General features: G+C 61.1%; 21 protein-coding genes and 1 tRNA gene. 8 read left to right on the top strand and 14 right to left on the bottom strand.

The window, feature by feature from the left end; genetic code table 11:
* Positions 1-5 precede the first annotated feature (5 nt).
* The 5 genes from RCF49_RS05710 to RCF49_RS05690 are packed head-to-tail and all read right to left on the bottom strand — an operon-like array spanning position 6 to position 5,381.
* Positions 6-434 (bottom strand): GlcG/HbpS family heme-binding protein, encoded by a 429-nt coding sequence (locus RCF49_RS05710; protein WP_342643075.1) that lies wholly within the window; start codon positions 432-434, stop codon positions 6-8.
* 15 nt (positions 435-449) lie between these two features.
* The gene (locus RCF49_RS05705) at positions 450-1,454 is read right to left on the bottom strand and encodes a Bug family tripartite tricarboxylate transporter substrate binding protein (protein WP_342643074.1); all 1,005 of its coding nucleotides are present in this window, start codon (positions 1,452-1,454) and stop codon (positions 450-452) included.
* On the bottom strand, positions 1,451-2,941 hold the full coding sequence (locus RCF49_RS05700) for a tripartite tricarboxylate transporter permease (protein WP_342643073.1): 1,491 nt from the start codon (positions 2,939-2,941) through the stop codon (positions 1,451-1,453). The genes RCF49_RS05705 and RCF49_RS05700 overlap by 4 nt, the downstream gene beginning before the upstream one ends.
* A gap of 4 nt (positions 2,942-2,945) precedes the next feature.
* Positions 2,946-3,395: a tripartite tricarboxylate transporter TctB family protein gene (locus RCF49_RS05695; protein WP_342643072.1), complete on the bottom strand. Its 450-nt coding sequence runs from the start codon at positions 3,393-3,395 to the stop codon at positions 2,946-2,948.
* A 12-nt stretch (positions 3,396-3,407) separates the two neighbouring features.
* On the bottom strand, positions 3,408-5,381 hold the full coding sequence (locus tag RCF49_RS05690; protein ID WP_342643071.1) for an FAD-dependent oxidoreductase: 1,974 nt from the start codon (positions 5,379-5,381) through the stop codon (positions 3,408-3,410).
* Between the two features lie 229 nt (positions 5,382-5,610).
* Here RCF49_RS05690 and RCF49_RS05685 point away from each other — a divergent pair, with 229 nt between their 5' ends.
* Positions 5,611-6,324, top strand: coding sequence for a GntR family transcriptional regulator (locus RCF49_RS05685; protein ID WP_342643070.1), 714 nt, complete (start codon positions 5,611-5,613; stop codon positions 6,322-6,324).
* A 154-nt stretch (positions 6,325-6,478) separates the two neighbouring features.
* Here RCF49_RS05685 and RCF49_RS05680 read toward each other — a convergent pair.
* Positions 6,479-6,553, bottom strand: a tRNA-Thr gene (locus RCF49_RS05680).
* Positions 6,554-7,066: 513 nt separating this feature from the next.
* On the opposite strand from RCF49_RS05680, the gene murA reads away from it, so the two are divergent.
* Both murA and RCF49_RS05670 read left to right on the top strand, forming a co-directional pair.
* Positions 7,067-8,356, top strand: a complete 1,290-nt coding sequence (murA, locus tag RCF49_RS05675) for a UDP-N-acetylglucosamine 1-carboxyvinyltransferase (protein WP_342643069.1) — start codon at positions 7,067-7,069, stop codon at positions 8,354-8,356.
* Entirely contained in the window at positions 8,346-8,783 is a 438-nt protein-coding gene (locus RCF49_RS05670) for an NUDIX hydrolase (protein WP_342643068.1), read from the top strand. The genes murA and RCF49_RS05670 overlap by 11 nt, the downstream gene beginning before the upstream one ends.
* 71 nt (positions 8,784-8,854) lie before the next feature.
* Here RCF49_RS05670 and RCF49_RS05665 read toward each other — a convergent pair whose 3' ends face one another.
* From RCF49_RS05665 to RCF49_RS05655, 3 genes are all read right to left on the bottom strand, one after another.
* Positions 8,855-10,048 (bottom strand): lytic murein transglycosylase, encoded by a 1,194-nt coding sequence (locus tag RCF49_RS05665; protein WP_342643067.1) that lies wholly within the window; start codon positions 10,046-10,048, stop codon positions 8,855-8,857.
* An 84-nt stretch (positions 10,049-10,132) separates the two neighbouring features.
* Positions 10,133-10,318 carry a hypothetical protein gene (locus RCF49_RS05660; RefSeq protein WP_342643066.1) on the bottom strand — a complete coding sequence of 62 codons (186 nt, stop codon included), beginning with the start codon at positions 10,316-10,318 and terminating at the stop codon, positions 10,133-10,135.
* 281 nt (positions 10,319-10,599) lie between these two features.
* The gene (locus tag RCF49_RS05655; RefSeq protein WP_342643065.1) at positions 10,600-12,165 is read right to left on the bottom strand and encodes a glucan biosynthesis protein; all 1,566 of its coding nucleotides are present in this window, start codon (positions 12,163-12,165) and stop codon (positions 10,600-10,602) included.
* Between the two features lie 318 nt (positions 12,166-12,483).
* Between RCF49_RS05655 and RCF49_RS05650 the strand changes: the two genes are divergently transcribed.
* Complete coding sequence (locus tag RCF49_RS05650; protein ID WP_342643064.1) at positions 12,484-12,804, top strand: hypothetical protein; 321 nt, start codon at positions 12,484-12,486, stop codon at positions 12,802-12,804.
* A 75-nt stretch (positions 12,805-12,879) separates the two neighbouring features.
* On the opposite strand, the gene RCF49_RS05645 is transcribed toward RCF49_RS05650, so the two are convergent.
* Positions 12,880-13,053 (bottom strand): DUF1328 domain-containing protein, encoded by a 174-nt coding sequence (locus RCF49_RS05645; protein WP_342643063.1) that lies wholly within the window; start codon positions 13,051-13,053, stop codon positions 12,880-12,882.
* A 182-nt stretch (positions 13,054-13,235) separates the two neighbouring features.
* Positions 13,236-14,135 carry a hypothetical protein gene (locus RCF49_RS05640; protein WP_342643062.1) on the bottom strand — a complete coding sequence of 300 codons (900 nt, stop codon included), beginning with the start codon at positions 14,133-14,135 and terminating at the stop codon, positions 13,236-13,238.
* Positions 14,136-14,376: 241 nt separating this feature from the next.
* On the opposite strand from RCF49_RS05640, the gene RCF49_RS05635 reads away from it, so the two are divergent.
* From RCF49_RS05635 to RCF49_RS05620, 4 genes are all read left to right on the top strand, one after another.
* Positions 14,377-15,285, top strand: a complete 909-nt coding sequence (locus tag RCF49_RS05635; RefSeq protein WP_342643061.1) for a glycosyltransferase family 2 protein — start codon at positions 14,377-14,379, stop codon at positions 15,283-15,285.
* Positions 15,286-15,436: 151 nt separating this feature from the next.
* Positions 15,437-16,276, top strand: coding sequence for a putative nucleotide-diphospho-sugar transferase (locus RCF49_RS05630; RefSeq protein WP_342643060.1), 840 nt, complete (start codon positions 15,437-15,439; stop codon positions 16,274-16,276).
* Positions 16,277-16,506: 230 nt separating this feature from the next.
* Positions 16,507-17,484, top strand: a complete 978-nt coding sequence (locus tag RCF49_RS05625; protein WP_342643059.1) for a TAXI family TRAP transporter solute-binding subunit — start codon at positions 16,507-16,509, stop codon at positions 17,482-17,484.
* A 96-nt stretch (positions 17,485-17,580) separates the two neighbouring features.
* Entirely contained in the window at positions 17,581-18,885 is a 1,305-nt protein-coding gene (locus RCF49_RS05620; RefSeq protein ID WP_342643058.1) for a glycerate kinase type-2 family protein, read from the top strand.
* A 31-nt stretch (positions 18,886-18,916) separates the two neighbouring features.
* On the opposite strand, the gene RCF49_RS05615 is transcribed toward RCF49_RS05620, so the two are convergent.
* The 3 genes from RCF49_RS05615 to RCF49_RS05605 are packed head-to-tail and all read right to left on the bottom strand — an operon-like array spanning position 18,917 to position 21,887.
* Positions 18,917-19,765 carry a fumarylacetoacetate hydrolase family protein gene (locus tag RCF49_RS05615; protein ID WP_342643057.1) on the bottom strand — a complete coding sequence of 283 codons (849 nt, stop codon included), beginning with the start codon at positions 19,763-19,765 and terminating at the stop codon, positions 18,917-18,919.
* A 21-nt stretch (positions 19,766-19,786) separates the two neighbouring features.
* A complete protein-coding gene (locus RCF49_RS05610; RefSeq protein WP_342643056.1) occupies positions 19,787-20,476 on the bottom strand; it encodes a LutC/YkgG family protein in 690 nt (229 codons plus the stop codon).
* Positions 20,469-21,887, bottom strand: coding sequence for a LutB/LldF family L-lactate oxidation iron-sulfur protein (locus RCF49_RS05605; RefSeq protein WP_342643055.1), 1,419 nt, complete (start codon positions 21,885-21,887; stop codon positions 20,469-20,471). The genes RCF49_RS05610 and RCF49_RS05605 overlap by 8 nt, the downstream gene beginning before the upstream one ends.
* Between the last annotated feature and the right edge of the window lies 1 nt (position 21,888).

Here is a 21,888-nt window from a genome sequence, read left to right as displayed (position 1 = left end):
GCGGGTCAGTCGATGGTTGAGCCCACCGCATCAAGGGCTGCCTGGGCGCATTGCATATCCTGGCTGTAATGGCCGCCGCTGATGCCGATCGCGCCGATCACCTCACCATTCTCCTTGATGGGATAACCGCCGCCGAACACGACAAGGCGCGGGGTGTGGGTGATGCCATGCAGGAGCGGCGGATCGTTCTTGATGAAGTCGAACCACACATGGGTCGCCAGACCATAGGCGGCGCTGGTATAGGCCTTGTTCTGCGCGATCTCCACTGTGAGCTTGGGCGCCCCGTCCATCCGGCGAAAGGCCTTGAGCTCGCCGTCGTCATCGGTGATGGCGATGGAGATCTTGAGCTTCAGCTCCTCAGCCTTCGCCGCCGCCGCGGCAATGGCCTTTTCTGCCGTCTTATGATCAATGCTTCTCTTGACGATGCTGGACATCGCTTTCCCCTCTGCTTATTTCAGGCGGCCGGATTTCTTGTAGAATTCGCTTTCCAGCGCGAAGAGCTTGTCGATCTCGGCGCTGATCTGTGCGGGATCCTTGAGATTGCGATCCATGAGCGCGCCGGTCTTGCGGTATTCCGCCTGCAGCTCGGGGTCATCAAGCGCGGCATTGACCCATGCGATCAGGAAAGCTTTGCGGTCCTCGGGAATGCCCTTCGGCACCGTGACATAGCGCCAGGCCTGCCAAATGATCTCGTTGCTGCCGAGCGCCTCGTTGAAGGTTTCCGTATCGGGCAGGGTGGGGGAGCGCTGCGCGCCGGCCACGCCGACCGCCCGCATCTTGCCCGCATCGATATGGCCGCGATATTCCGCGGTGAAGGCACCGCCGATTTCCACATGGCCTCCCAGGGCCGCGGTGATGCCGGGCGCGCCGCCCTGGAACGGCACCTTGGTGAATTTGGCGCCGCTCACCACCTCCACATGCTCGGCCAGGAATTCCGAGGTATTGCCGCCGAGCACGGCGACGCGGACCGTCCCGGGGGAGGCTTTGGCAGCCTCGATAATCTGCTTCAGCGACTTGTCCTTGAACGGACCATCAGTGGCCACGGCCCAGGTCAGCGGATCGTAGTTGATGAAGGCGATCGGCTCGAAATCCTTGTAGGTCCAGCGATTGTTCGCCCGAAACAGGCTGTCGGCCCACATGGTGTTGGCGACCACGCCGAGGGTGTAGCCATCCGGCTTTGCCTGGGTTGCGAGATAGGTGTGGCCGATGACCCCGGCGCCCCCGGTCCGGTTCTGGACGACAACCTTGTTGTCGAAGTGCTTCTCCATGTACTTCGCGAGAAGCCGGGCCGTATAGTCCATGCCGCCACCGGCGGGATAGACGACCACGAGCTCGACGGGCTTGTCGGGGAAGTCCGCCGGCTTAAGCTTCTCGAGCTCGGCTGATGCGCCTTGTGCCTGGTATGTTGCGCAGCCGAACAGTACCGCGAGCGCTGCTGCCAAAAGCCTCTTCATGATGCGTATGCTCCCTTTTTTGTTTTCTTGGCGACGAGAAGAACAAGGAGAACCGCCGCCGCCATTAGCATCGCCGCCGAGATTGGCCGGCTGGCGAAGATCATCGGACCCTCATGCGACATGATCAGAGATTGGCGGAGCGACTGCTCGAGAAGCGGGCCCAGAACGATGGCCAGCACGAGCGGCGAAAGCTCGTAATGGGCCTTCTTCAAAATGTAGCCGAGCACGCCGAAGCCAATCATGACCCAGACATCGAACATGTTGCTGTTGGAGGAATAAGCGCCCACCACGCCCAAGAGCAGAACGATCGGAAACAGGATGGCGTAGGGCACGCGCAGCAGCTGAACCCAGAGGCCGATCAGCGGAAGGTTGAGGATAAGCAGAACGACATTGCCGACGAACATGGCGGCAATCACGCCCCAGAAGAGCTCCGGGTTCTGCGACATCAGCAGAGGTCCGGGCTGGACGCCCTGAATGATGAAAGCGCCAAGGAGCAGCGCTGTGACCGCATTGCTTGGCAGGCCCAGGGATAGAAGGGGGATCATGCTGCCACCCACGGCGGCATTGTTGGCGGATTCTGGACCGGCCACGCCCTCGATCGCACCATTGCCGAACCTGTCGGGGCGATGCGACAGGCGCTTCTCGGCGGCATAGGAGACGAAGGCGGCCGTCACCGGTCCGCCGCCCGGCAGGATGCCGAAAATGAAGCCGATCACGGTGCCACGCAAGATCGGCAGCCAGCTTGCAAGCCAATCCCGGAACGTGGGCCAGAGCTGGTTGAGCTTCGTCTGGATCGCCTGGCCGCGCACCATGTCTTCCATGTTGAGCAGGATCTCGGAGACGCCGAAGAGGCCGATCACCACGGCGGCAAGATCGAAGCCGCTGGTCAGATCCAGCAGGCCAAGCGTGAAGCGCTCCTGACCATCCACGACATCGATGCCGACCACCGCGACGAGCAATCCGAGAGCGATCATCTGCACCGCTCGGGTCAGGGAGCCATGCACCATGAAAATCGTGGCGACCAGGCTCAGAATGATGATCGAGAAATTCTCAGGCGGCCCGAAGCGCAGGGCCGCTTCAATGAGCATCGGCGAGAAAAAGCTGAGGGCAATGAGACTGAGGATGCCAGCGATGAAGGAGCCAAGCGCTGCCATGCCAAGGGCGGGGCCTGCGCGACCCGACAAGGCCATCTTGTGGCCGTCGAGGGTCGTTACGACAGATGCGGCCTCACCAGGAATGTTGATGAGGATGGCGGTGGTCGATCCGCCATACATGGCGCCATAGAAGATCGAGACCAGCATCGCGATGGCGCCGACCGGAGGCAGCTGGAAGGTGATGGGGAGCAGCAGGGAGATGGCGCCCAAAGGGCCGATACCGGGCAAAAGGCCGATCAGTGTGCCAATCAAGCTGCCGAGGAAGCAGAGATAAAGGTTCTCCCAGCCGAGAATGACGCTGAAGCCCTGGGATAGGCCGTCGATCATCTCCATCGGCCTATATCCCCAAGGGCCCGCGAGGCAGGCTCACGTCGAGTAGATAGGCGAACAAGCCATGGATGATCACGCTGGCTGCGACGGCGAGAAGGGCGGTCGCAAGCCAGCTGCGGCGTTCCACCGCCGGCAGCAGGATCAGCATGGTGAAAATGGCCGCCGGCAGGAAGCCGATGCGCGGCATGAGAATGGCCAGAACGCAGAGCGCGAGCAGAACCATGATGATCCGCAACAGCGCCGGCCGAGGTGGGAGAAAGCGCGCAGAAGCGGGCTCCTCTTCGCCGCGGATCAGCATCGCTCCACTGCTGACCATGAGCAATATGCCGATGCAGATGGGGAAGAAGCCGCCGCCCGGACCGGCCGCATCCATCACGGTCAGTTGCGATGCCATCAAAATGACGGCAATGCCCAGGATGAGGCCAGCAATGTTAATGCCGAGCTGCCAGGAGCGCATGACGTCCTCCCGTTAGATTGACCGGCCGGCGGCATGCCCTTCGCGCAGGGCCTGAGGCAGGCGCCGCGGGGCGAAGGCATCGCCGATCACCATCACATCCTTCTTGTCGAACCCGTTGGCCCGTAGACGCGCCGAGAGACCGTCATTGGCCTGCTGCAGGCCGACCCAGAACAGGGCCGCGCAATCGGGTATGAGCTCCTCGCGGCCGGACTGATAGTGGCGCAAGGCAACGCTGCCATTGGATGCGCTGATCGGCGCCATGTTCGCCCGCATCTCGACGCCGCGGCGGTCGAGCTCACGCAGGGTGGCGATGCGGCTCACCATCGGCATTTCCCGGAAGGGCTCGAAGAAGCGCGTTGCAAAGACAACCCGGCGGCCGAGCTGGGCTGCAGCCTCGGCCACTGCTGCCGGCCAGAAATAGCCGTCCTCGTCCATGATGATGATGGTGCCGTCGCGCAGAGCGGCGACATCGATGATGCCATCCGAGGTGAGCACAGGGACGGAGCCATCGCCTGTAAGGGCAGGAGTGTGCGGCATCGCTCCGGTCGCGAGCACAACGCAATCCGGGCTGTGCTCTTCGATGAGCTCATAATCGGCTTCCTGTCCGGTTATGGTCTCCACGCCAGCGGCTTGAACCTGGGGCACGAGGTAATCGAGAACGTGCTGGAGCTCGGAGAAGTGTGGGGCGAGACGCGCTGTCTTGAGGCGGCCACCAAGCTCTGTTGATTTCTCGATCAATGTCACATGGTGGCCGCGAAGGCCGGCAATGCGAGCAGCTTCGAGACCACCCGGGCCGCCGCCTACCACCAGCACCTTCTTTCGGTGCCAGGCTCTCTCCAGCTTGCCCCATTTGTACTCAAGCCCGAGCGTGGGGTTAACGGCGCAGCCGATGGGACCACCCTCGCTGATCCAGCCCCAGCACTGGTTGCAGGCGATGCAACGCCGAATATCCTGCGCTCGTCCGGCTTTTGCAGCCTTGGGCCAATGTGGATCCACGATGAAGGCACGGCAGAAGCCGATCATGTCGGCCTCGCCGGCGGCGAGAATATCCTCTCCTTGTTCCGGGGTCTGAATGCGCGTGCACATCACGACCGGCAGCTCGCCGGCGGCAGGCTTAATTTGCGCCTGGAGTTCCCGATAGGGGACCATCGGGAAATGCCGCTCGGGAAGGTGGATATCAATGGTGTTGAAATTGCCCTGGCTGAGCGAGACATAGCTCACGAGCCCATCGGCCGACAGATGTTCAGCCAGGCGCTTCGTTTCCTCGACGCCCAGTCCACCGGCGGTGAGCTCGTCGACACCCAGCCGGTAGCCCACGATCGGTGCGGAGCCGATGCGTTTTCGGACCGCGGCGATGATGGCCAGAGGAAATCGGATGCGGTTCTCGAAACTGCCGCCATAGAGATCGTCCCGATGGTTGGAGTAAGGGGAGACGAATTGCTGGATCAGGTGTCCCTGTGCGCCATGGATCTCGACACCATCCATGCCGGCCTCGATGCAGTGCATGGCCGAAGTGGCAAACCATTCGATCAGATCTTCGATCTCTTCGGTGGTGAGCGCATGGGGAACACCGCCGCTGCGCGGGCAGGGAATTGCGGAGGGCGCGACCATGAGCGGTGGCACAAAGCGGCCCAGATGCTGGCGGCCACCGTGATTGAGCTGGCCGATGAACAAGGCACCCTCGGCGGTAACAGCCTTGGTGAGCTTGTGCATGCCCGGGATCGAGGCCCGGTCCCACATCAGCATGGCGCCGGCCGGTTCGGCTTCGAAGGGATGAACCCGCAAGCCCTCGGTTACGATCACGCCCGCACCGCCTTGCGCGAGGGTCCGATAGAATTCCAGCATACGGTCGCCGACACGGTTGCGCTCAGCGAGATGGGCGGTGGTGGCGACCCGCATGATGCGGTTGCGCGCCTCTCGCGAACCAAGGCGTATCGGCTCGAATAATTTCGGAAACGGTTGAGCGCTTTGTGTTTGCCCGGGCATTAGGCAGCACGTCCTGGTTTCGCCGGGGCAGGTGCTTATGGCAAAAGCATAAGCGCTCTCGGTGCACGACCGCACCGAGCCTCTTCCGGCGTTTCATCCCACCCTTGTTCTTCCGACAAGGTCATTCACGGCAGTATGCCATCGATCTGAATGTGTGCAAGATGGTAAGTTGTATGCAATATGAGAAATTGTATGTTGATCGGCAGGGCGGCCCCGGAGGGTGCGCGAAATGAATGAGACGGTCGTCACCCGGACTAGCCTGACCACCAACAGGCTGCGCGAATTGCTGCTCGGCGGGAAGTTCCCGCCCGGGAGCCGGTTGCCCGAGGCTGAGCTCGCCAAGCTTCTCGGGGTGTCACGCACCCCCATCAGGGACGCGCTTAACAGCCTGTCCAAGGAAGGGCTGGTCTCCTATCTTCCCAATCGCGGCTATGAAGTGCGCAGCTGCACTTTGGAGGATGTTCTGGGTGCCTATCGCGTGCGCCGCACACTCGAGAGCCTGGCCTGCAGAATCGCCGCCGAGAATGGACTGAGCGTCCATGGCCGGGCGCAGATCATGGATGCGACCGAGCGCACCGAGGCCCTCTTGAACGAGGGCAGCTGGCGCAATGACTCGGCGCGCTGCTGGCGCATGCTGAATGCCCAATTCCACGACACGATCATCGAGGCCACGCAGAACAAGATCCTCCGCCAGGCCATCAACGATACGCTGCATCTGCCGATCCTCGTCTCCGGCGGTGGCACGCGGTGGTTCACCCATAGCGAGCTGGTGCTGCTGTTCGATGATCAATCGGTGCGCAACTCCCATGCCGAGCATGGGGCGATCTTCGAGGCCATTCTGAAGCGCGACGGGGACAAGGCCGCCGCAATTATGGATGCGCATATCACCCGCGCAGGCAAAGTGCTCGAGCAGAACTGGAACAACGGGCTTGGCTTGAAATAGGAGGACGACCTCCGGCCTCACCCTTGCCCAGGTGGTGCTAAGCCGCAAATTGCAAGACGCGCCCGTGGGTGACGCTCCCGCTCCACATCGTTCCCCGCACGAAAGCGGAAAAGGGGAGTGTCCGTATGCTAAATACTGATTTTATTGGGGTTTCTGGTGCTGCTGGCGAGGATTGAACTCGCGGCCTCTCCCTTACCAAGGGAGTGCTCTACCACTGAGCTACAGCAGCAATGCCGAGACGTCCCGGAGGGATTGCTCACCACGTCGCCGGGACGGGCCGGAAACTGCCACAGCCGGCCGCCATGTGCAAGCGAGCAGTTGGATTTCATCCGCGCATTTTTGCCCCAGCAGGCGTTTGGCGGATGCGCGCCGATTTTGGGGCAGCATTCTCTATCTTATGCTAAATAAACTCTAGCAGTACACTAGGACTCCCATGACAAGGAGCAAGGAACCTCATAAGCCGAATGACGAGCGGGCGCGACGTCTGGCAGAGGCGCTGCGCGCTAATCTGCGCAAGCGCAAAACACAGTTGCGCGACAGGCGCCAATCACCGGGCGGGCAGGATGTCCATGAGCAAGTCGCCGAAGAGAGGGCGAGCTCTGATGTCTCCTCCGATCCCTGAAGCGAATCAGACAGACGGGTAATGGCCTCCTATACGGCGACATGTTAACAATTTCGCCGCAAAATTAGGGTGATATATTCCCAGACTTCCAATGGCCGACGTGCCCGAGGGGACAAGTATATGGATAGAATCCGCATCCGAGGAGGCAATCGCCTCAATGGCGAAATTCAAATATCGGGCGCCAAGAATGCCGCCCTGCCTCTGATGATTGCAAGTTTGTTGACGGACGATACGCTCACCCTGCGTAATGTACCCCGTCTTGCGGATGTGACCTTGCTCATGCGCATTCTGGGCAATCACGGGGTCGATATCAGCGTCGATGGAAAACGTCTGGGAACCAGCGGAATCCAGGGCGATACAATGCATCTGACGGCGCGGACGATCGTGGATACGACCGCGCCTTATGAAACCGTGTCACGCATGCGGGCGAGCTTCTGGGTGCTCGGGCCGCTGCTTGCTCGCTGCGGGGAAGCGCGCGTTTCACTGCCGGGCGGCTGTGCGATCGGCACCCGGCCAGTGGACATGCACATCCAGGCCTTTGAGAATCTCGGGGCGAATGTCGAGATCGATCAGGGCTATGTGGTGGCAAAGGCACCCAAGGGGCTCAGGGGTAACAAGATTTCCTTCAGCAAGGTATCGGTAGGTGCAACCCATGCGGCGCTGATGAGCGCGGTGCTCGCGCGCGGGGAAACGGTGATCGAGAATGCGGCCCGCGAGCCGGAAATTTCCGATGTCGCTGAATGCCTGGTAAAGATGGGTGCCCATATCGAAGGGATTGGCAGTTCCACCCTGCATGTGCAGGGCCGCGAGCGGCTGCATAGTGCGACGCATGAGGTGCTGCCCGACCGTATCGAGGCCGGGACCTATGCCATGGCTGTGGCGATGGCGGGGGGTGATGTGCATCTGCTTGGTGCCCGCACGGACCTGGTCGGCAGCGTGATCGATGTGCTCGACCGTGCTGGCGTCTCCACCAGCCCGACCAATCAGGGGCTCAGGATTTCCCGCAACGGCGCCGGGCTCAAGCCCGTCGAGGTTACGACCGAGCCCTATCCGGGCTTTCCCACGGATATGCAGGCACAGCTCATGGCGCTGATGACCCGGGCCGAGGGGACCAGCACCATCACAGAGACGATCTTCGAGAACCGCTTCATGCATGTGCAGGAGCTCGCCCGCCTCGGGGCGGATATCCGGCTCAATGGTGATTCTGCAGCGGTCTATGGGGTGAAGCGTCTGCGCGGGGCGGAGGTCATGGCGACCGATCTGCGCGCCTCGGTTTCGCTGGTCATCGCGGGCCTCGCGGCGGAAGGGGAGACAACGGTGCACCGGGTCTACCATCTCGACCGTGGGTTTGAGCGTTTGGAAAAGAAGCTTGGGGCCTGCGGCGCCGATATCGAGCGCCTTGCCTCCTGAGGCAAAACCCATTGCCTGCGTGCTGGCCGTCGTCATTCGCGACGGCCAGGCTTTGCTGGTGCGGCGGGCCAATCCACCCGATCAGGGAAAATGGGGTTTTCCCGGTGGCAAGATCAATGCCGGGGAACGGGTCCTCGATGCCGCGGTCCGGGAGCTTGCGGAAGAGACGGCTGTCGCTGCAGTTCCGGTCGCGCCCGTGGCCGTGCTCGATGTATTCGAGCGCGCCGATGGGCTTGATCCATGCTCGCCGCTCAAACGGCACTTCATCCTCATCGCCGTCAAATGTGAGTGGCAGGCCGGTGAGCCTGTGGCGGGCGATGACGCCTTGGAGGCAGCCTGGTGGCGAATCGACCAGCTTTCAGAACTGGATATAAGTGTCGATGTGGAGCGGGTGGCGAGGCTTGCTGCGGCACCGGGTGAGGCATAAGCGATCTGGCCGCTCCAACGGAGGAGCGGCCCTGATCATGCCGGCGCTGCTCGCGCCCGCGAAAGCGATCATCAGTTGAGGCGGGTCAGCAGCTCGGACGTTGGGTATCCATCAGCCGGCAGGCCGAGCTTCTGCTGCACGTCCTTCACGGCGGCGCGGGTCTTTGCGCCGATGATGCCATCGATCTTGCCCACATCATAGCCACGGCGCGCCAAGATCTGCTGCAGCTGACGACCCTGGCTCAGGGAGAGGGCGTCAGGTGCATTGCCGCGGCGCAGCGGGGGGGCGCCAGCCAGACGGGTGGCGAAGTAGGCGGCGCTCAGGGAATAGACCAGCGACTCGTTCCATTCCGTATAGATGCGGAAATTGTCATAGGCGAGGAAGGCCGGCCCATTTCGCCCCATAGGAAGAACGAGGGAGGCCTGCACCCCATCTGCCGGCAGGGAGGCATTGCCGGTCGGCTTGATCCCCCATTTCACCCATTGCGACCGTGGATGGCTCACATCGAGATCCGACTGGTGCCAGGGAAGGTTCTCGGGGACGCGCACCTCCTGCAACCATGGCTGGTTGGGCTTCCAGCCGATTGCATCGAGATAGTTGGCGGTTGAGGCGATCACGTCGGGGATGCTGTTGATCAGATCGCGCCTGCCGTCCCCGTCGAAATCCACGGCATATTTGAGGTAGTTGGACGCGAGGAACTGAGTCTGACCCATTTCGCCGGCCCAGGGCCCGCGCATCTGTTCGGGCGTAAGGTCGCCGCGCTCGATAATGCGCAAGGCAGCCAGCAGCTCCTCCCGAAATTTGTCAGGCCGCCGGCAATCATAGGCTAGGGTTGCCAGCGAACGCAGGGTTTGCTTGTTGCCGAGATTGGCGCCGAAATCGGTTTCAAGCCCCCAGAAGGCGACGATCACCGCACCGGGCACCCCATATTGACGTTCGGCTCGATCGAAATAAGCCTTGTATTTGCGCAGAAGCTGGTTGCCTTTCTCGATCCGGTTCTTGGATACCATCCGGTCGGAAAAGGTCAGAAAGCTCTGGGCAAAGACCGCCTGACCCCGGTCAGCCTTGATCACGCTCTCGTCAAGCGTGATGCCGTTCAGGGCGGATGATATCACCGCTGGGCTGATGCCCTGGGCAGCCGCTTCCTGCTTGAATTGCCGCAACCAGCTCTCGAAGCTGCCGGTGTTCTGGCACGCAGCCGAGACCTCTCCGGTGAACAGGGCACATGCCATGACACCGGCCACACACATGGAAATTATCCGCATTTCCGCTTCCGAAACTCCAACGACAGGTGCCCCACTGTGCTGGAAGCTTGGGCGAGGTCAAGTCCGACGCGCGGCAAGAACCAATTATTGATGATGGAGGAGGCGAGAGGGTGGTGAGGCGCGATCGGTATCGAGCTCAGCGAGTTTTGCGAGCTGCCGTTCGATCTCGCTTGGCAGTTTTCCCGCTGGGTTGCCGGTCAGCTCTCCCTGCAACCGTTGACCGATCTTTCGCAGCGCAAGTCGACCAATTTCTGGAGCCTGGCCTTCCATTTTTGGCATCCTTCCATATGCTAGCAGCGAGGCTCAAGCCGCAGCGCACCGTGGCGGCAGCCCACCTCCCGAACACCCTGGAATAAATGTGAGGCTCGGTGGCTGGATGATTCACCCGCCCCGCCATTTGCCCATTCGAAATGGTCAATCAAGTTTATCTACAATTGGTTCTATTTTTGGCAGCAACGTTTAATTCTTCACTAACGACCAGTAAACAAGGCCAAAGTGTTGAGGTTCCCAAGCGTGCGGGAACCTCCCGGCGTGGCCAAGTGTTGTTGTGCTCAAGCGGAGGATATTTCGGGAAAGAACTGATAGAGCCACGTTTCGGTAAGGGCGCCCCCGTCCTTGCCCTTGAGGTAGAGCCGCAGATCCACCGGATCCGGACCCGTAGCCTTGACGTTGAAGAAGGTGCGGAACCGGTCGGGATTATTGGCCAGCGGGTAGGCGTCCACCAGTCCGAGTTCGCCGCGCGATAGGGTTACCACAGGCTCGACTTCTCCGCGCTGGTGCTTCCGCAAGTCACCGCCCATGAAGTCGACCACGAATTTCGTGACGCCAGGTGGACGTGGCTGGCCGGGAATGCCGCCGATTCCTGAGAATGTATCAACCACGCGGCCAAGATTGGTGGGGAAGGGCTCATCGGCCTCCCAGTGGAGGCGATAGGAGAATTCAAAGCTGGTGCCAGGCTCGGCCGGACGCTTCGGCACCCAATAGGCAACGATATTGTCGTGGATCTCGTCATCGGTCGGGATTTCGACAAGCTGCACCTCGCCTTCGCCCCAGGATCCTTTCGGCTCGACCCATACCGAGGGGCGCTTGTCATAGAAAACGCCGTCATCCTGATAGTGATCGAAATTGCGGTCGCGCTGGAGCAGACCGAAGCCTTTGGGATCGCTGTCGATGAAGCTGTTGGTCATGACCCGGCGCGGGTTGTTCAGCGGGCGCCAGATGCGCTCGCCCGTGCCCGTCCATATGGCGAGCCCATCGGAATCATGGATTTCCGGCCGCCACTCTATGGCCTGTCGACGATCGTTCTCGCCATACCAGAACATGCTGGTCAGGGGGGCCACGCCCATGCGCTTGATCGGTTTGCGCGGATAAAGACATGCGTCGATGTCCATCACCACGCCGGTTTGTTTCAGGCAATCCATGCGATAGGCGCCGGCGATGCTGGGGCCGTCCATCAAGGCATAGATGATGACATGATCGTCAGAGCCGCCGCTTTCGAGCCAGAAGCCGGTGAAACGCGGGAATTCCTCAGGGGTTGGCAGGGCCGTATCGATGGCGATGCCGCGGGCAGACAGGCCATATTGATCCAAGGCGCCGGACGAGCGGAAATAAGCTGCGCCGAGAAAGGCGAGCCAGTCGGTCTTCTGGGACGGGGCCATGACGCGGAAGCCGGCAAAGCCGATATCCTCCGGAAGCTGGCGCGCCACATGGTCGGCAGGCATATCGAAATAGGCATTCCGATAGTGGACCTCGCGGGCCATGCCATTTTCCACGACGGCTATGGAGCAGGGTTCCTGGAAATAGCGGCCAAGATGAAACAGCTGAATGGGGGGTGCATCGGTCCGGTCAGCAAACAGGCTAGCATCCCGCCGAAAGACGATCTTCTGAAAGGCGTCGTAGTCGATCTTCTGCAGGATTTCGCCAAATTTCGATTTGGGATCCTGCCAGGGCGCAGCGGCCATCGCGCGCGCCCGCTCTTTCAGGCCTTCGAAAGAGAATGGAACGGCATCGCCAAGCACAGGCCCTCCAGCCGCAAAGGCATGGCCTGGACCCGAAAGGGCCAGCGCGGCCAGGCCGGAGACAAACGCAGTAAGAACATCGCGGCGATTTGCACTCATTTTGAGCTCACCATAGTTTTCCTTGCAGACGCCTTTACGGTTGCCCTGCGGCATTTTCAAGGAAGCCGAGCTGGAGGGCTTTCGCTTTTCCATGAATTGCGAAACGGCTCTAACTTCTTGTTGCGTCGCGTTTTCTTCGTGCGAACTGGTACCAATTCGCTCAAAAGTGCTCTAGCTCAAAAACCGGAAAAACACACGCGAAATAGAAAAGCGGCGCGATCTCCGTTCAATCGCACCGCTTCTCTCACCAGAGTTGCGGCCAGGCTTTGAGAACTGGCCGCGTCATCATTGCGATCTTACTGCTGGGTATTGCCCGGCGTGGTCGTGCCACCTGCCGGTGGGGTGGTCGCCGGCGGCGTGGTTGCCGGCGGTGTGGCCGGCGGTGTCGAAGGCGATCCAGCCGGCGGGGTGCTCGGCTGCGTGCCTCCGGCGGGCGGCGTGCTGGGCTCGCTGCTGGTCGCCGGCGGTTGCGCGGTGTCGGTATCAGTCTCCCTGCCTGAGAACAGTCCAGCTGCCCAGGCAATCAACAGCAGGGCCACCACCACGACAACGATCCAAATTGCTGTGGTTGTGCTGCTGCTTCTACGAGGCTCCGTCGGCGTCATATTGCTGCTCCTCAGTCAGTCACGCGTCCGCTGAAGTTGGTCCAAATTGCTGCTAAGTGCTGCAGTGCCCAAGTGACAGCTAAGATGATAATTGGTTAATAAACCGTTATCATAGCAGGATCTCACCTGCGACAAAGGCGAGAATCAGGAAGACCAAGCAGACGATAAGGAAAACGACGAACAATATTTTCGCGATAGACCCGGCGGCCGTGGCGACTCCGGAGAATCCGAGAGCACCCGCAATAAGGGATACGACAAAAAAGATAAGTGCCCATTTCAGCATCGATAGATCTCTCCGTGCCGCACACTGTAACCTCCCGGCTGCATGTGCAACCAAGTGCATTCCGGTCACAAGCGCTAGGTAAAGCCGAGAGACACAAAATCGTTCCACCAAACCGGCATCTTCTCGTGGCCCCAAGGTGGCGACGCGGTGACGCAGAGGCACAATCCTCGGCGGCGGAGATCTCAGGAAAGGTGCAGCTCAGCTAGGTCCGGAGCCTTCTTCATCTGAACGAGAGCATCAGGACGGATATGCTGGCGCTCAATCTCCTGCTTGAGGTAGCTCTCGGAGATCTGGCCATTCTCGACGCATTCCCTCAGCAGTCCAAAAAACAGGTTCTCCTGGTTTGGGTCGGGGTGGCGCTTATAGCGCCCGGGCAGTGTAATGCCATTGCTCCCAAGGATCTTCGCGAGCCATTCGAGTTTCACGCGATTGGTGAAGTCGATCGGCAGGCCCGTTTTCCAGGGCTGGGTCTTGCGCTTGGTGTTGTGCAAGAGCCGCGTCTTGGCGGTCAGGCGGTCGAAGTCGTTCCATTCGGGCTCGAGCGCGCCTAGGCTCTCACGAGGCTCATAGGCCAGGATGATCCAGTCCTCATAGTCCCGCTCATTGCGGAACAGCGCCTCGAAATTCTCCGCCAAGTTCCAATGACGGAGCTTCGCGCAGTCGAGTAACATCACACTGCTGGCCACATAATCGGAGCGCCCGTTATGGCCGGGGCGGGGGCGGGCAAAAATCGCCTTGCCCTCCATGTCGCGTTCGAGCAACTCGGTGATGTCACCGACCGCGAAAATGTCGGGGTCAATTACTACAGCACGACCCTGGTAGGACATCAGTTCGGGCGGCAGGAACCGCAGGGGCGTGAAGGACTGAAGATCATCATTGACCCAGACCCGCTGGGTGCCGGCACGCAGAAAGCGCTTGCCTTCATATTCCTTGAAAAGCGGATAGTCTTCTTGGGTGATAATCCGCACATCGAACGCATCCGGCTTCTTCGAATTCCGCTTCAGCGAGTGAGCTGCCACGAGGGCGCCGACCATCTGCTTGGCGTTCGTGTGAATGAAGACCGTGTTCTTGACAGCACCCATAGGATCCCCGCTCCCGCTCCCGCGGCTGGGTTCAGCATTACTCTGCATTTGGCATGATCCACATGGATAAATTACGCAAGGGTGAGAATCAAGCCTATTTGCCCTGCGCGACGCCAGGCAGGCCATCGTGGGGCGTAACGATGACCAAATTTAGCCACATCGGTGAGGTCGAGATTGGCGTGGTCCAACAGACGGAAGGGGCGCTCTTGTGAGCAGGTGCTGGCCGCAATTCAACCATAAGGTGTCTATCGTAATAACAGCGCGCAATGCGGGCGACCATATCGAGGCGGCGATTCGTAGTCTGCTTGAGCAGACCTATGAGGATTTCGAGCTTCTCGTGGTGGATGACCACTCAACCGACGACACGGCACAGGTCGTCTGCAGGCTCGCCGCAGAGGACAGCCGCATCGTTTGCTTGTCGAGCCCTGAGCCGGGACGAATCCCAGCACTGAACGCAGCGATCGCGGCCGCGCGAGGATGCTATCTCGCGATCATGGACGCCGATGATCTTGCCGATCCTCACCGACTGGCGATGCAAGTCAGCTATCTCGATCAGCATCCGAATGTGGTCGCGGTGGGCTCGGCCCTGAGCTTTATCGGCCCGACAGAAGTCCTGCCGATCAGCCTTGCTGGCCGGAAGATCAGCGTCAAGCCGGAACGGCCGCGCAGCAGTCTTGGCGGCTGGAAAATGTCTGTGGCCCTCGTGCATGCCACCGTAATGATGCGACTCAGCTCCGTCATCGCAGCTGGCGCTTATCGCCCCGCCCTGATCTATCAAGAGGATAATGATCTGTTCCTCCGTCTCGAGGAGCTAGGCGAGATCCGCAACCTGCCGAATGTTCTGCACCATTACCGGCAACATGCCAACAATACCAGCCGCCGCCATGTGATCGCGCAATGCGCCGCGTCCCGATTGGCGCTTGCTCTCGCGCAGCGCCGGCGGCGTGGCAAACGTGACTTTGCATATATCCATGGCCGCGCCGCTGTCTGGGCCCTGCTCGTCCTTCATAGTCCGGCCACGGCTCTTGGCCTGGTGGTCGAGGTGGCCATCGAAGTGGTCCGTCGGATCCGCAAGCGCCGCAGCGTGCTGGGGATGCTGAGGGACCGTGGCCAGCTCAAAATGCCTCTGCACGGCCAGCGATTAGCCTGACGGAGGCCAGTCGGGCAGCATCCGAGCGTAAATGTCACTGGGGCGGTAAGTTCGCACTACAGCTGCTTGGTGCGGCGTGGATGGCGGCTGACCTTAACTCTCGCAATTATAGAAAATGTCCGGACTGCAACCTGGAGGGTACGTATCCAACATGACCAGCAGTTTTGAGGAAATATCGCTCACAGCGATCAACAGATTTAGAGGTTGGACACCAAAGCGCCAGAGAAGCGTGCCTGCATTTCCCAGCTTTGGCGAGCTGGTGGCGCGACGATCCATCGCCATGCAGCGCGAAGGGGTCATCGTCGCTTTTTACACCACCGGGGGTGTCTATGAGATCGAGAAGGACCGGCTGCTGAAATCTGCTGAATTGCTGGGGCTGAGAGTTGATATTATGGCCGTTCCGTCCCTTGGGTCATGGGTCCGCAACGCCGGCCTCAAGCCGAGCATATTGCTGGACATGCGCAGGAAGCACTGCGGGCAACTGCTCTATCTTGACGTGGATGCCGTTCTTCATCGCAATCCATGGCCCAAGCTCACGTGCTTCAGCGGCGATCTCGCGGCCTATTATGCTCCAACCGGCCGTCTCTTAAGCGGCACATTGCTTGTCAATGACTCGCAGACGGCCGTCAGTCTGCTCGAGAAATGGAAGGCTGCATGCGCGAATGATCCCACGCTATGGGACCAACTGGTGCTGGAAAGGATCATTGCGGAAGACGCGGCAGGCGCGAAGCCGCTTTTCAATATTGAACGTTTGCCCGTTGAATTCTGCTGGATTTTCGACAGGATCGATGACGAGTCGTCACCGGAAATATTCATCGAACATCTCCAGGCCAGCCGTGAGGAAAAGACGAAGGGGCGTCTGTTTGGAAGATTCAGCAAGGCGCTCGCACGGCGAAGAGAGCGGGTCCTGCAAATAGAACAAATCCTGTTCGGCAAAGCTCAATCTGCGAACCAGCCGACCCTCAGAACTGCCGGATTGGAGACGCGGTAGCTTCGCGGGTCCGTGTAGAGCGTTGTCGTCTGTCGACACCCCCGGAATCCTCATCCTGCATCGTAGACGTTTCCGTATCACCGGAATGGCTGTGGGGTTTCAGCAACGCTGGCGCAATAAGGTCACAGCTGTCCCTGGCGGGCTTGCAAGCTTCCGTTATGATCGGTCTAGAAGATCTTCGCGGTGGACCGATGTGGGAGGGGCCGCGTCGGGAGTTGCGCAGGGGAGCCATGAAATCTTCGGTGCTGATAGCGATCGCCGCCGCAATCGGACTTGGCGTTTCAGCGGTGGGTGCAGAAACCCCGGGGAAGGGCGAAGCGCTAAGAACGATCTCGATCGGAACGGGGGGCGTGACGGGCGTCTATTATCCGGTGAGCGGTGCGATCTGTCGGCTGATCAACGAGAGACGGCAGGCGCTCGGGCTTTTCTGCACGGTCCAGACCACCGACGGCTCGGTTGAGAACATCCGGGCCTTGGAACGGGGCGCCATTCAATTTGCGATCGTGCAAGCCGATGTGGCCGAGCAGTCCTATCTCGGAACGGGAGGCTGGCAAGGTTCGGCCGTTGCCAACCTGCGCAAGGTCATGAGCCTCTATGCCGAAACGGTCACGATCATCGCCCATAACAACGCAAATATCCGCACGCTTGCTGATCTCAAAGGCAAGCGGATTGGGATCGGGAATACGGGCTCGGGCTCGCTTGCGACCTGGCGCCAGATCCAGGCGGCGCTCGGCTGGAGCGATGAGGATATCGAGGCGGTTCATCTCACATCGACCGAACAGGGGCAGGCGCTCTGCGACGACACGATCGACGCCTTCATCTGGTTGGCGGGGCATCCCTCGGCGAGTACCGAGGAGACGCTGGCCGGATGTGACGCACATCTGATCGATGTCACCGGGCCCGCCGTCGATGCGATCGTGAAAGCGCATCCTGAATACCGAAAGATGGTGATCCCGGCCGATGTCTATGATGGCCAGGCCAAGGCGATCGAAAGTTTCGGCACGATGGCGGCGCTCGTCACTTCCGAACAGACGGAGCCGGCGGTGGTCGCGGCGGTGACCCAAACGATTATCCATGAACTCGGGCGCTTTGCGGCACTTCATCCCGCCTTGCGCGAGGTGACCACGAAAAGCCTTGCGGAGGCTGGAGAGGCGCCGCCTTGGCATAGCGGAGCGGAACAGGCCTTCGCGCAAGCGGGCTTGCGCTAATTTCGGCCAAAGGCGGCTCAAGGGATTTTCTTGGCCAGCCGAGAAGGGTACCTTCGGTCGCTCTTTAGGACCGCTCGGACCCGGAGTTCAAGACCTATGGCCGATGAACACCAGCTCGCGCCTGAGAACAGAGATCGTGCCCTGTTGATGGAGATGTTTTCGGCAGCGGTGAAAGCTGCCGATCCCGCGGCGGTGCTGGCGAGGCATCTGCCTGAACCGCCGAGCGGACGCACGCTGGTGGTCGGCGCTGGTAAGGCTGCGGCCGCCATGGCGCGCGCATTGGAAGAGCATTGGTCGCGGCCGCTCGAGGGCCTGGTGATCACGCGCTATGGCCATGGAATGCTGACGCGGCATATCGAGGTGGTGGAGGCGGCGCATCCGGTTCCCGATGCAGCGGGACACAGGGCGGCGCAGCGTATTCTGAGCCTCGCCACGAGCCTTGGCGAGAATGACCTCTTGATCTGCCTCATCTCGGGTGGCGGCTCGGCTTTGATGGCTCTGCCGGCTGATGGCATCGAGTTTGCGGATAAGCAGGAGGTCAATCGCGCGCTGCTCGCGTCGGGCGCGACCATCACCGAAATGAATTGCGTGCGCAAGCATCTCTCGGCGATCAAAGGCGGCCGGCTCGCGCAAGCCGCCTGGCCTGCACGCTGTGTCTCTCTGCTGATTTCTGACGTCCCAGCTGATGATCCCTCAACGGTGGCGTCGGGACCGGGACTTGCCGATGCGACCACCCGGGCCGAGGCGCTGGCGGTGCTTGGCAAATACCGTATCGAAGCGCCAGAACCCGTCTTGCAATGGCTGCAAAATCCCGCCTCGGAAACGCCAAAGCCGGGAGATCCACAATTAGAGCGAACGGAAGCCCGGATCATTGCCGCGCCGAGCCTGTCTCTTGCCGCCGCCCGGGCCGTTGCTGAAGCAGCCGGCTATACGGTTGTTGATCTCGGGGACCGGGTGGAAGGAGAGGCGAGGGAGGTGGGCTTTGCCCATGCGGAATTTGCCCGCGAGCTTGCGGCCGGTCGCGTGCCGGTCAAACGTCCCGCAGTCATTCTCTCAGGGGGCGAGACCACCGTCACGCTGGCCAGCGAGAAGGGCCAAGGACATGGACGGGGCGGGCGCAATGCCGAATATGCACTCGCACTCGCTATCGGACTTGCGGGAGTTGAGGGGGTATCGGCGATTGCCTGCGATACAGATGGGATTGATGGCAGCGAAGACAATGCGGGTGCGATCGTCACCCCGGACACGCTGGGGCGCGCAGAAGCGCTCGGGCTCGATGCGCGCGCGATGCTCGATGGGCATGATGCCTATAGCTTTTTCTCAGCCCTCGATGATCTCGTGGTGACGGGACCAACCCATACGAATGTCAATGACTTCCGGGCGGTGCTGATCCCGAAGTAAGGGCGGAGAAGCCGAGGCTCGCCCGAGCCTTCTACCCCTGGTCAGCGATCACCTTCTGACGCTGCTCGCCCATGCCCTCGATGCCGAGGGTCATGACATCGCCGGGCTTGAGAAAGCGGGGGGGCTTCTTGCCCAGGCCAACGCCAGGCGGCGTGCCGGTGGCGATGATGTCACCCGGGAGCAGGGTCATGAAGTTCGAGAGATAGGCGACAATCTCGGCAACTCCGAAGATCATGGTGGCGGTGGTGCCGCTCTGCATGCGCTCGCCATTGAGGTCGAGCCACAGCTTGAGGTTCTGCGGATCAGGCACCTCATCGGCTGTCACAAGCCAAGGGCCGATCGGCCCAAAAGTGTCGCAGGACTTGCCTTTCACCCATTGGCCCTGGCGTTCCATCTGATATTCGCGCTCGGAGATGTCATTGATGACGCAATAGCCAGCGACATAGTCGAGCGCCTGGCCTTCCTTGATGTATTTGGCGGTCTTGCCGATGATCACGCCCAACTCGACCTCCCAGTCGCTCTTTTGGGAGCCGCGTGGGAGGATCACGTCATCATTGGGGCCGTTGATGCAGCTGAGATGTTTGGTGAACAATATGGGCTCGGAGGGCGGCGTTGCGCCCGTTTCCGCCGCGTGGTCGGCGTAGTTAAGACCGATTGCGAGGAATTTCTGTGATCCCGCTATGCAAGGGCCGATGCGTTCCTCCGTCTTGACGATGGGGAGGCCCTCGATGTCCTGCTCGAGAATGCGATCAAGATTTTTGGGGTGAAATGTCTCGGGGGTGATGTCGTCGATGAAATCCACGAGCTGCCGGATGCGCCCCTCCGCATCAATGACGCCAGCACGCTCCTTGCCTTTTTCCCCATAGCGAACGAGTTTCATCAAGCACCTCCCTCAAGATCGTCAGCGGCCGCCGACGAGAATGACATGCAGACGTCGGGGACCATGGGCGCCCAGCTGAAGCGTCTGCTCGATATCGGCCGTCCGCGAGGGGCCGGTGATCATGTTAACAGTGCGCGGCATTACCCCCGGGCCGTTCAAGAAGCGCAGGCGCTGCCAGATATCCTCGTAGGTGGCAACGATCCTGTCGGCCTCCACCACCACAATGTGGTTCTCCGGCAAAAAGTTCAGGGTTACGGGATTGCTGGGGCCGGAGGTGAGGACGAGCGTGCCTGTTTCGGCGACGCCACCGAAGGCGCGCGACAGGGTTGTTTCATCGGTGGGTTCAGCCGGTCCCTCGAGCCTGGTGAGGGATGGCATGCGGTGCCAGGGAAGGCCGCGCAGATAACCATCCTTGCCCATGCGGAAGCGTGGCTCAAGGTTGTGGGAGCGCAGGAAGGCGGCCACCGCATCGGGCACTTCTTCGAGCCGGGCGACATCGACCAGGGACGCATCAACGCTCAGCAGCATGTCCCGAAAAAGCTGCACCCGCTTCTGGTCTGGAAGCTGGGCCCGTTGTGGAAGGAGGTTGCGGCGATGGTTTGCCATTCGCTTGTCCACCGCGGTGCGGCGATCCTGTTCCTCGCCGGACACAGCAAGGGAGCGGCGGATTGCGCCAAGGACGCTCGCGCGGTTGCGGACGGCATCAGCCACGGCGACGCTCCTTCCAGAGCTCCTGGAATGTCTTGCCCTCGGGCGCGGGAAAATCGCGGTATCGCGTCCAGCCAGAGGCAAGGGGAAGGCGCCTCAATCTGCCGCGCTTGCCCGAGAGAAAGCGAAGGGTGCGTGCGGCAAGGGACGCCATGGGGCGGTAGACGCCAGGCCGCTTGGCCGCCCATGCCCACAATCCCAGCCCGGTGCGATAGGTGGCAGGCGTCAAGTGCCGCTCATATTCCCGCTCCCGCCAATGCCGCATCATCTTCGGCAGCGGAATGCGCATGGGGCAGACCTCCTCGCAGCGGCCGCAGAAGGTCGAGGCATTGGGCAGAGGGGCGGCCTCGTCCACGCCCACCAGCGAAGGGGTCAGAACAGCGCCCATGGGACCGGAATAGACCCAGCCATAGGCATGGCCGCCGACCGCCTGATAGACCGGGCAATGGTTCAGGCAGGCGCCGCAGCGGATGCAGCGCAGCATGTCCTGAAACTCGGTGCCGAGCAGGGCCGAACGCCCGTTGTCGAGCAGCACCACGTGGTATTCCTCGGGGCCGTCGGGGTCCTCGGGTCGGCGAGGACCGGTCGAGAAGGTGGTGTAGGATGAGAATTCCTGGCCGGTGGCCGAGCGGGCGAGTACACGCAGGATCGTGGACACATCCTCCAGGGTCGGCACCAGTTTCTCGATGGAGGTGACGACGATATGGACCTTGGGCAGCGATTGGGTGAGATCGCCATTGCCCTCATTGGTCACGATGATTGACGAGCCAGTCTCGGCAACGAGGAAATTGGCACCGGTGATGCCGATATCCGCGTCCAGATATTTCTGCCGCAACATGGTACGCGCTTCGGCCACCAGCTCCGGTGCCTCGCTGATCACCCTGTCGGGCGGCAGCTCGCCATGGGCACGACGGAAATCCGCCTCGACCTGATCACGGGTCAAGTGAATGGCGGGGGCGATGATGTGGCTCGGGCTCTCGCCGCGCAGCTGGATAATGTATTCGCCGAGATCGGTCTCAACCGGCTTGATGCCCTCGGCCTGAAGCGCATCGTTCAGGCCGATCTCCTCGGAGACCATGGATTTGCCTTTGGTCACCAGCTTGGCGCCACGCGCCTTGCAGAGATCAACGATGATACGGCGTGCGTCCGCGGCGGTGGGCGCCCAGTGCACGTGCCCGCCGGTCTCATGAACCTTGCGCTCATAGGCTTCGAGGTAGAGGTCGAGATGGGCAAGGGTATGCTTCTTGATCTCGACCGCCTCGTCGCGAAGCGCGTCGAATTCCGGCAGCCGGTCACGGGCGCGGGCGCGCTTCTCGACGAAGCCGGTTGGAACGTGGCGCAGTGCCTGCTGCAGCTTCTCGTCGTGAAGGGCGCGAGCGGCATTCTGCTTAAAGGCGTGCGATTGGGGCTGCATG

This window comes from Rhodoligotrophos sp. CJ14, from assembly GCF_038811545.1.
GTDB lineage: Bacteria > Pseudomonadota > Alphaproteobacteria > Rhizobiales > Im1 > Rhodoligotrophos > Rhodoligotrophos ferricapiens.
This window is presented reverse-complemented; position numbering and strand designations above follow the sequence as displayed.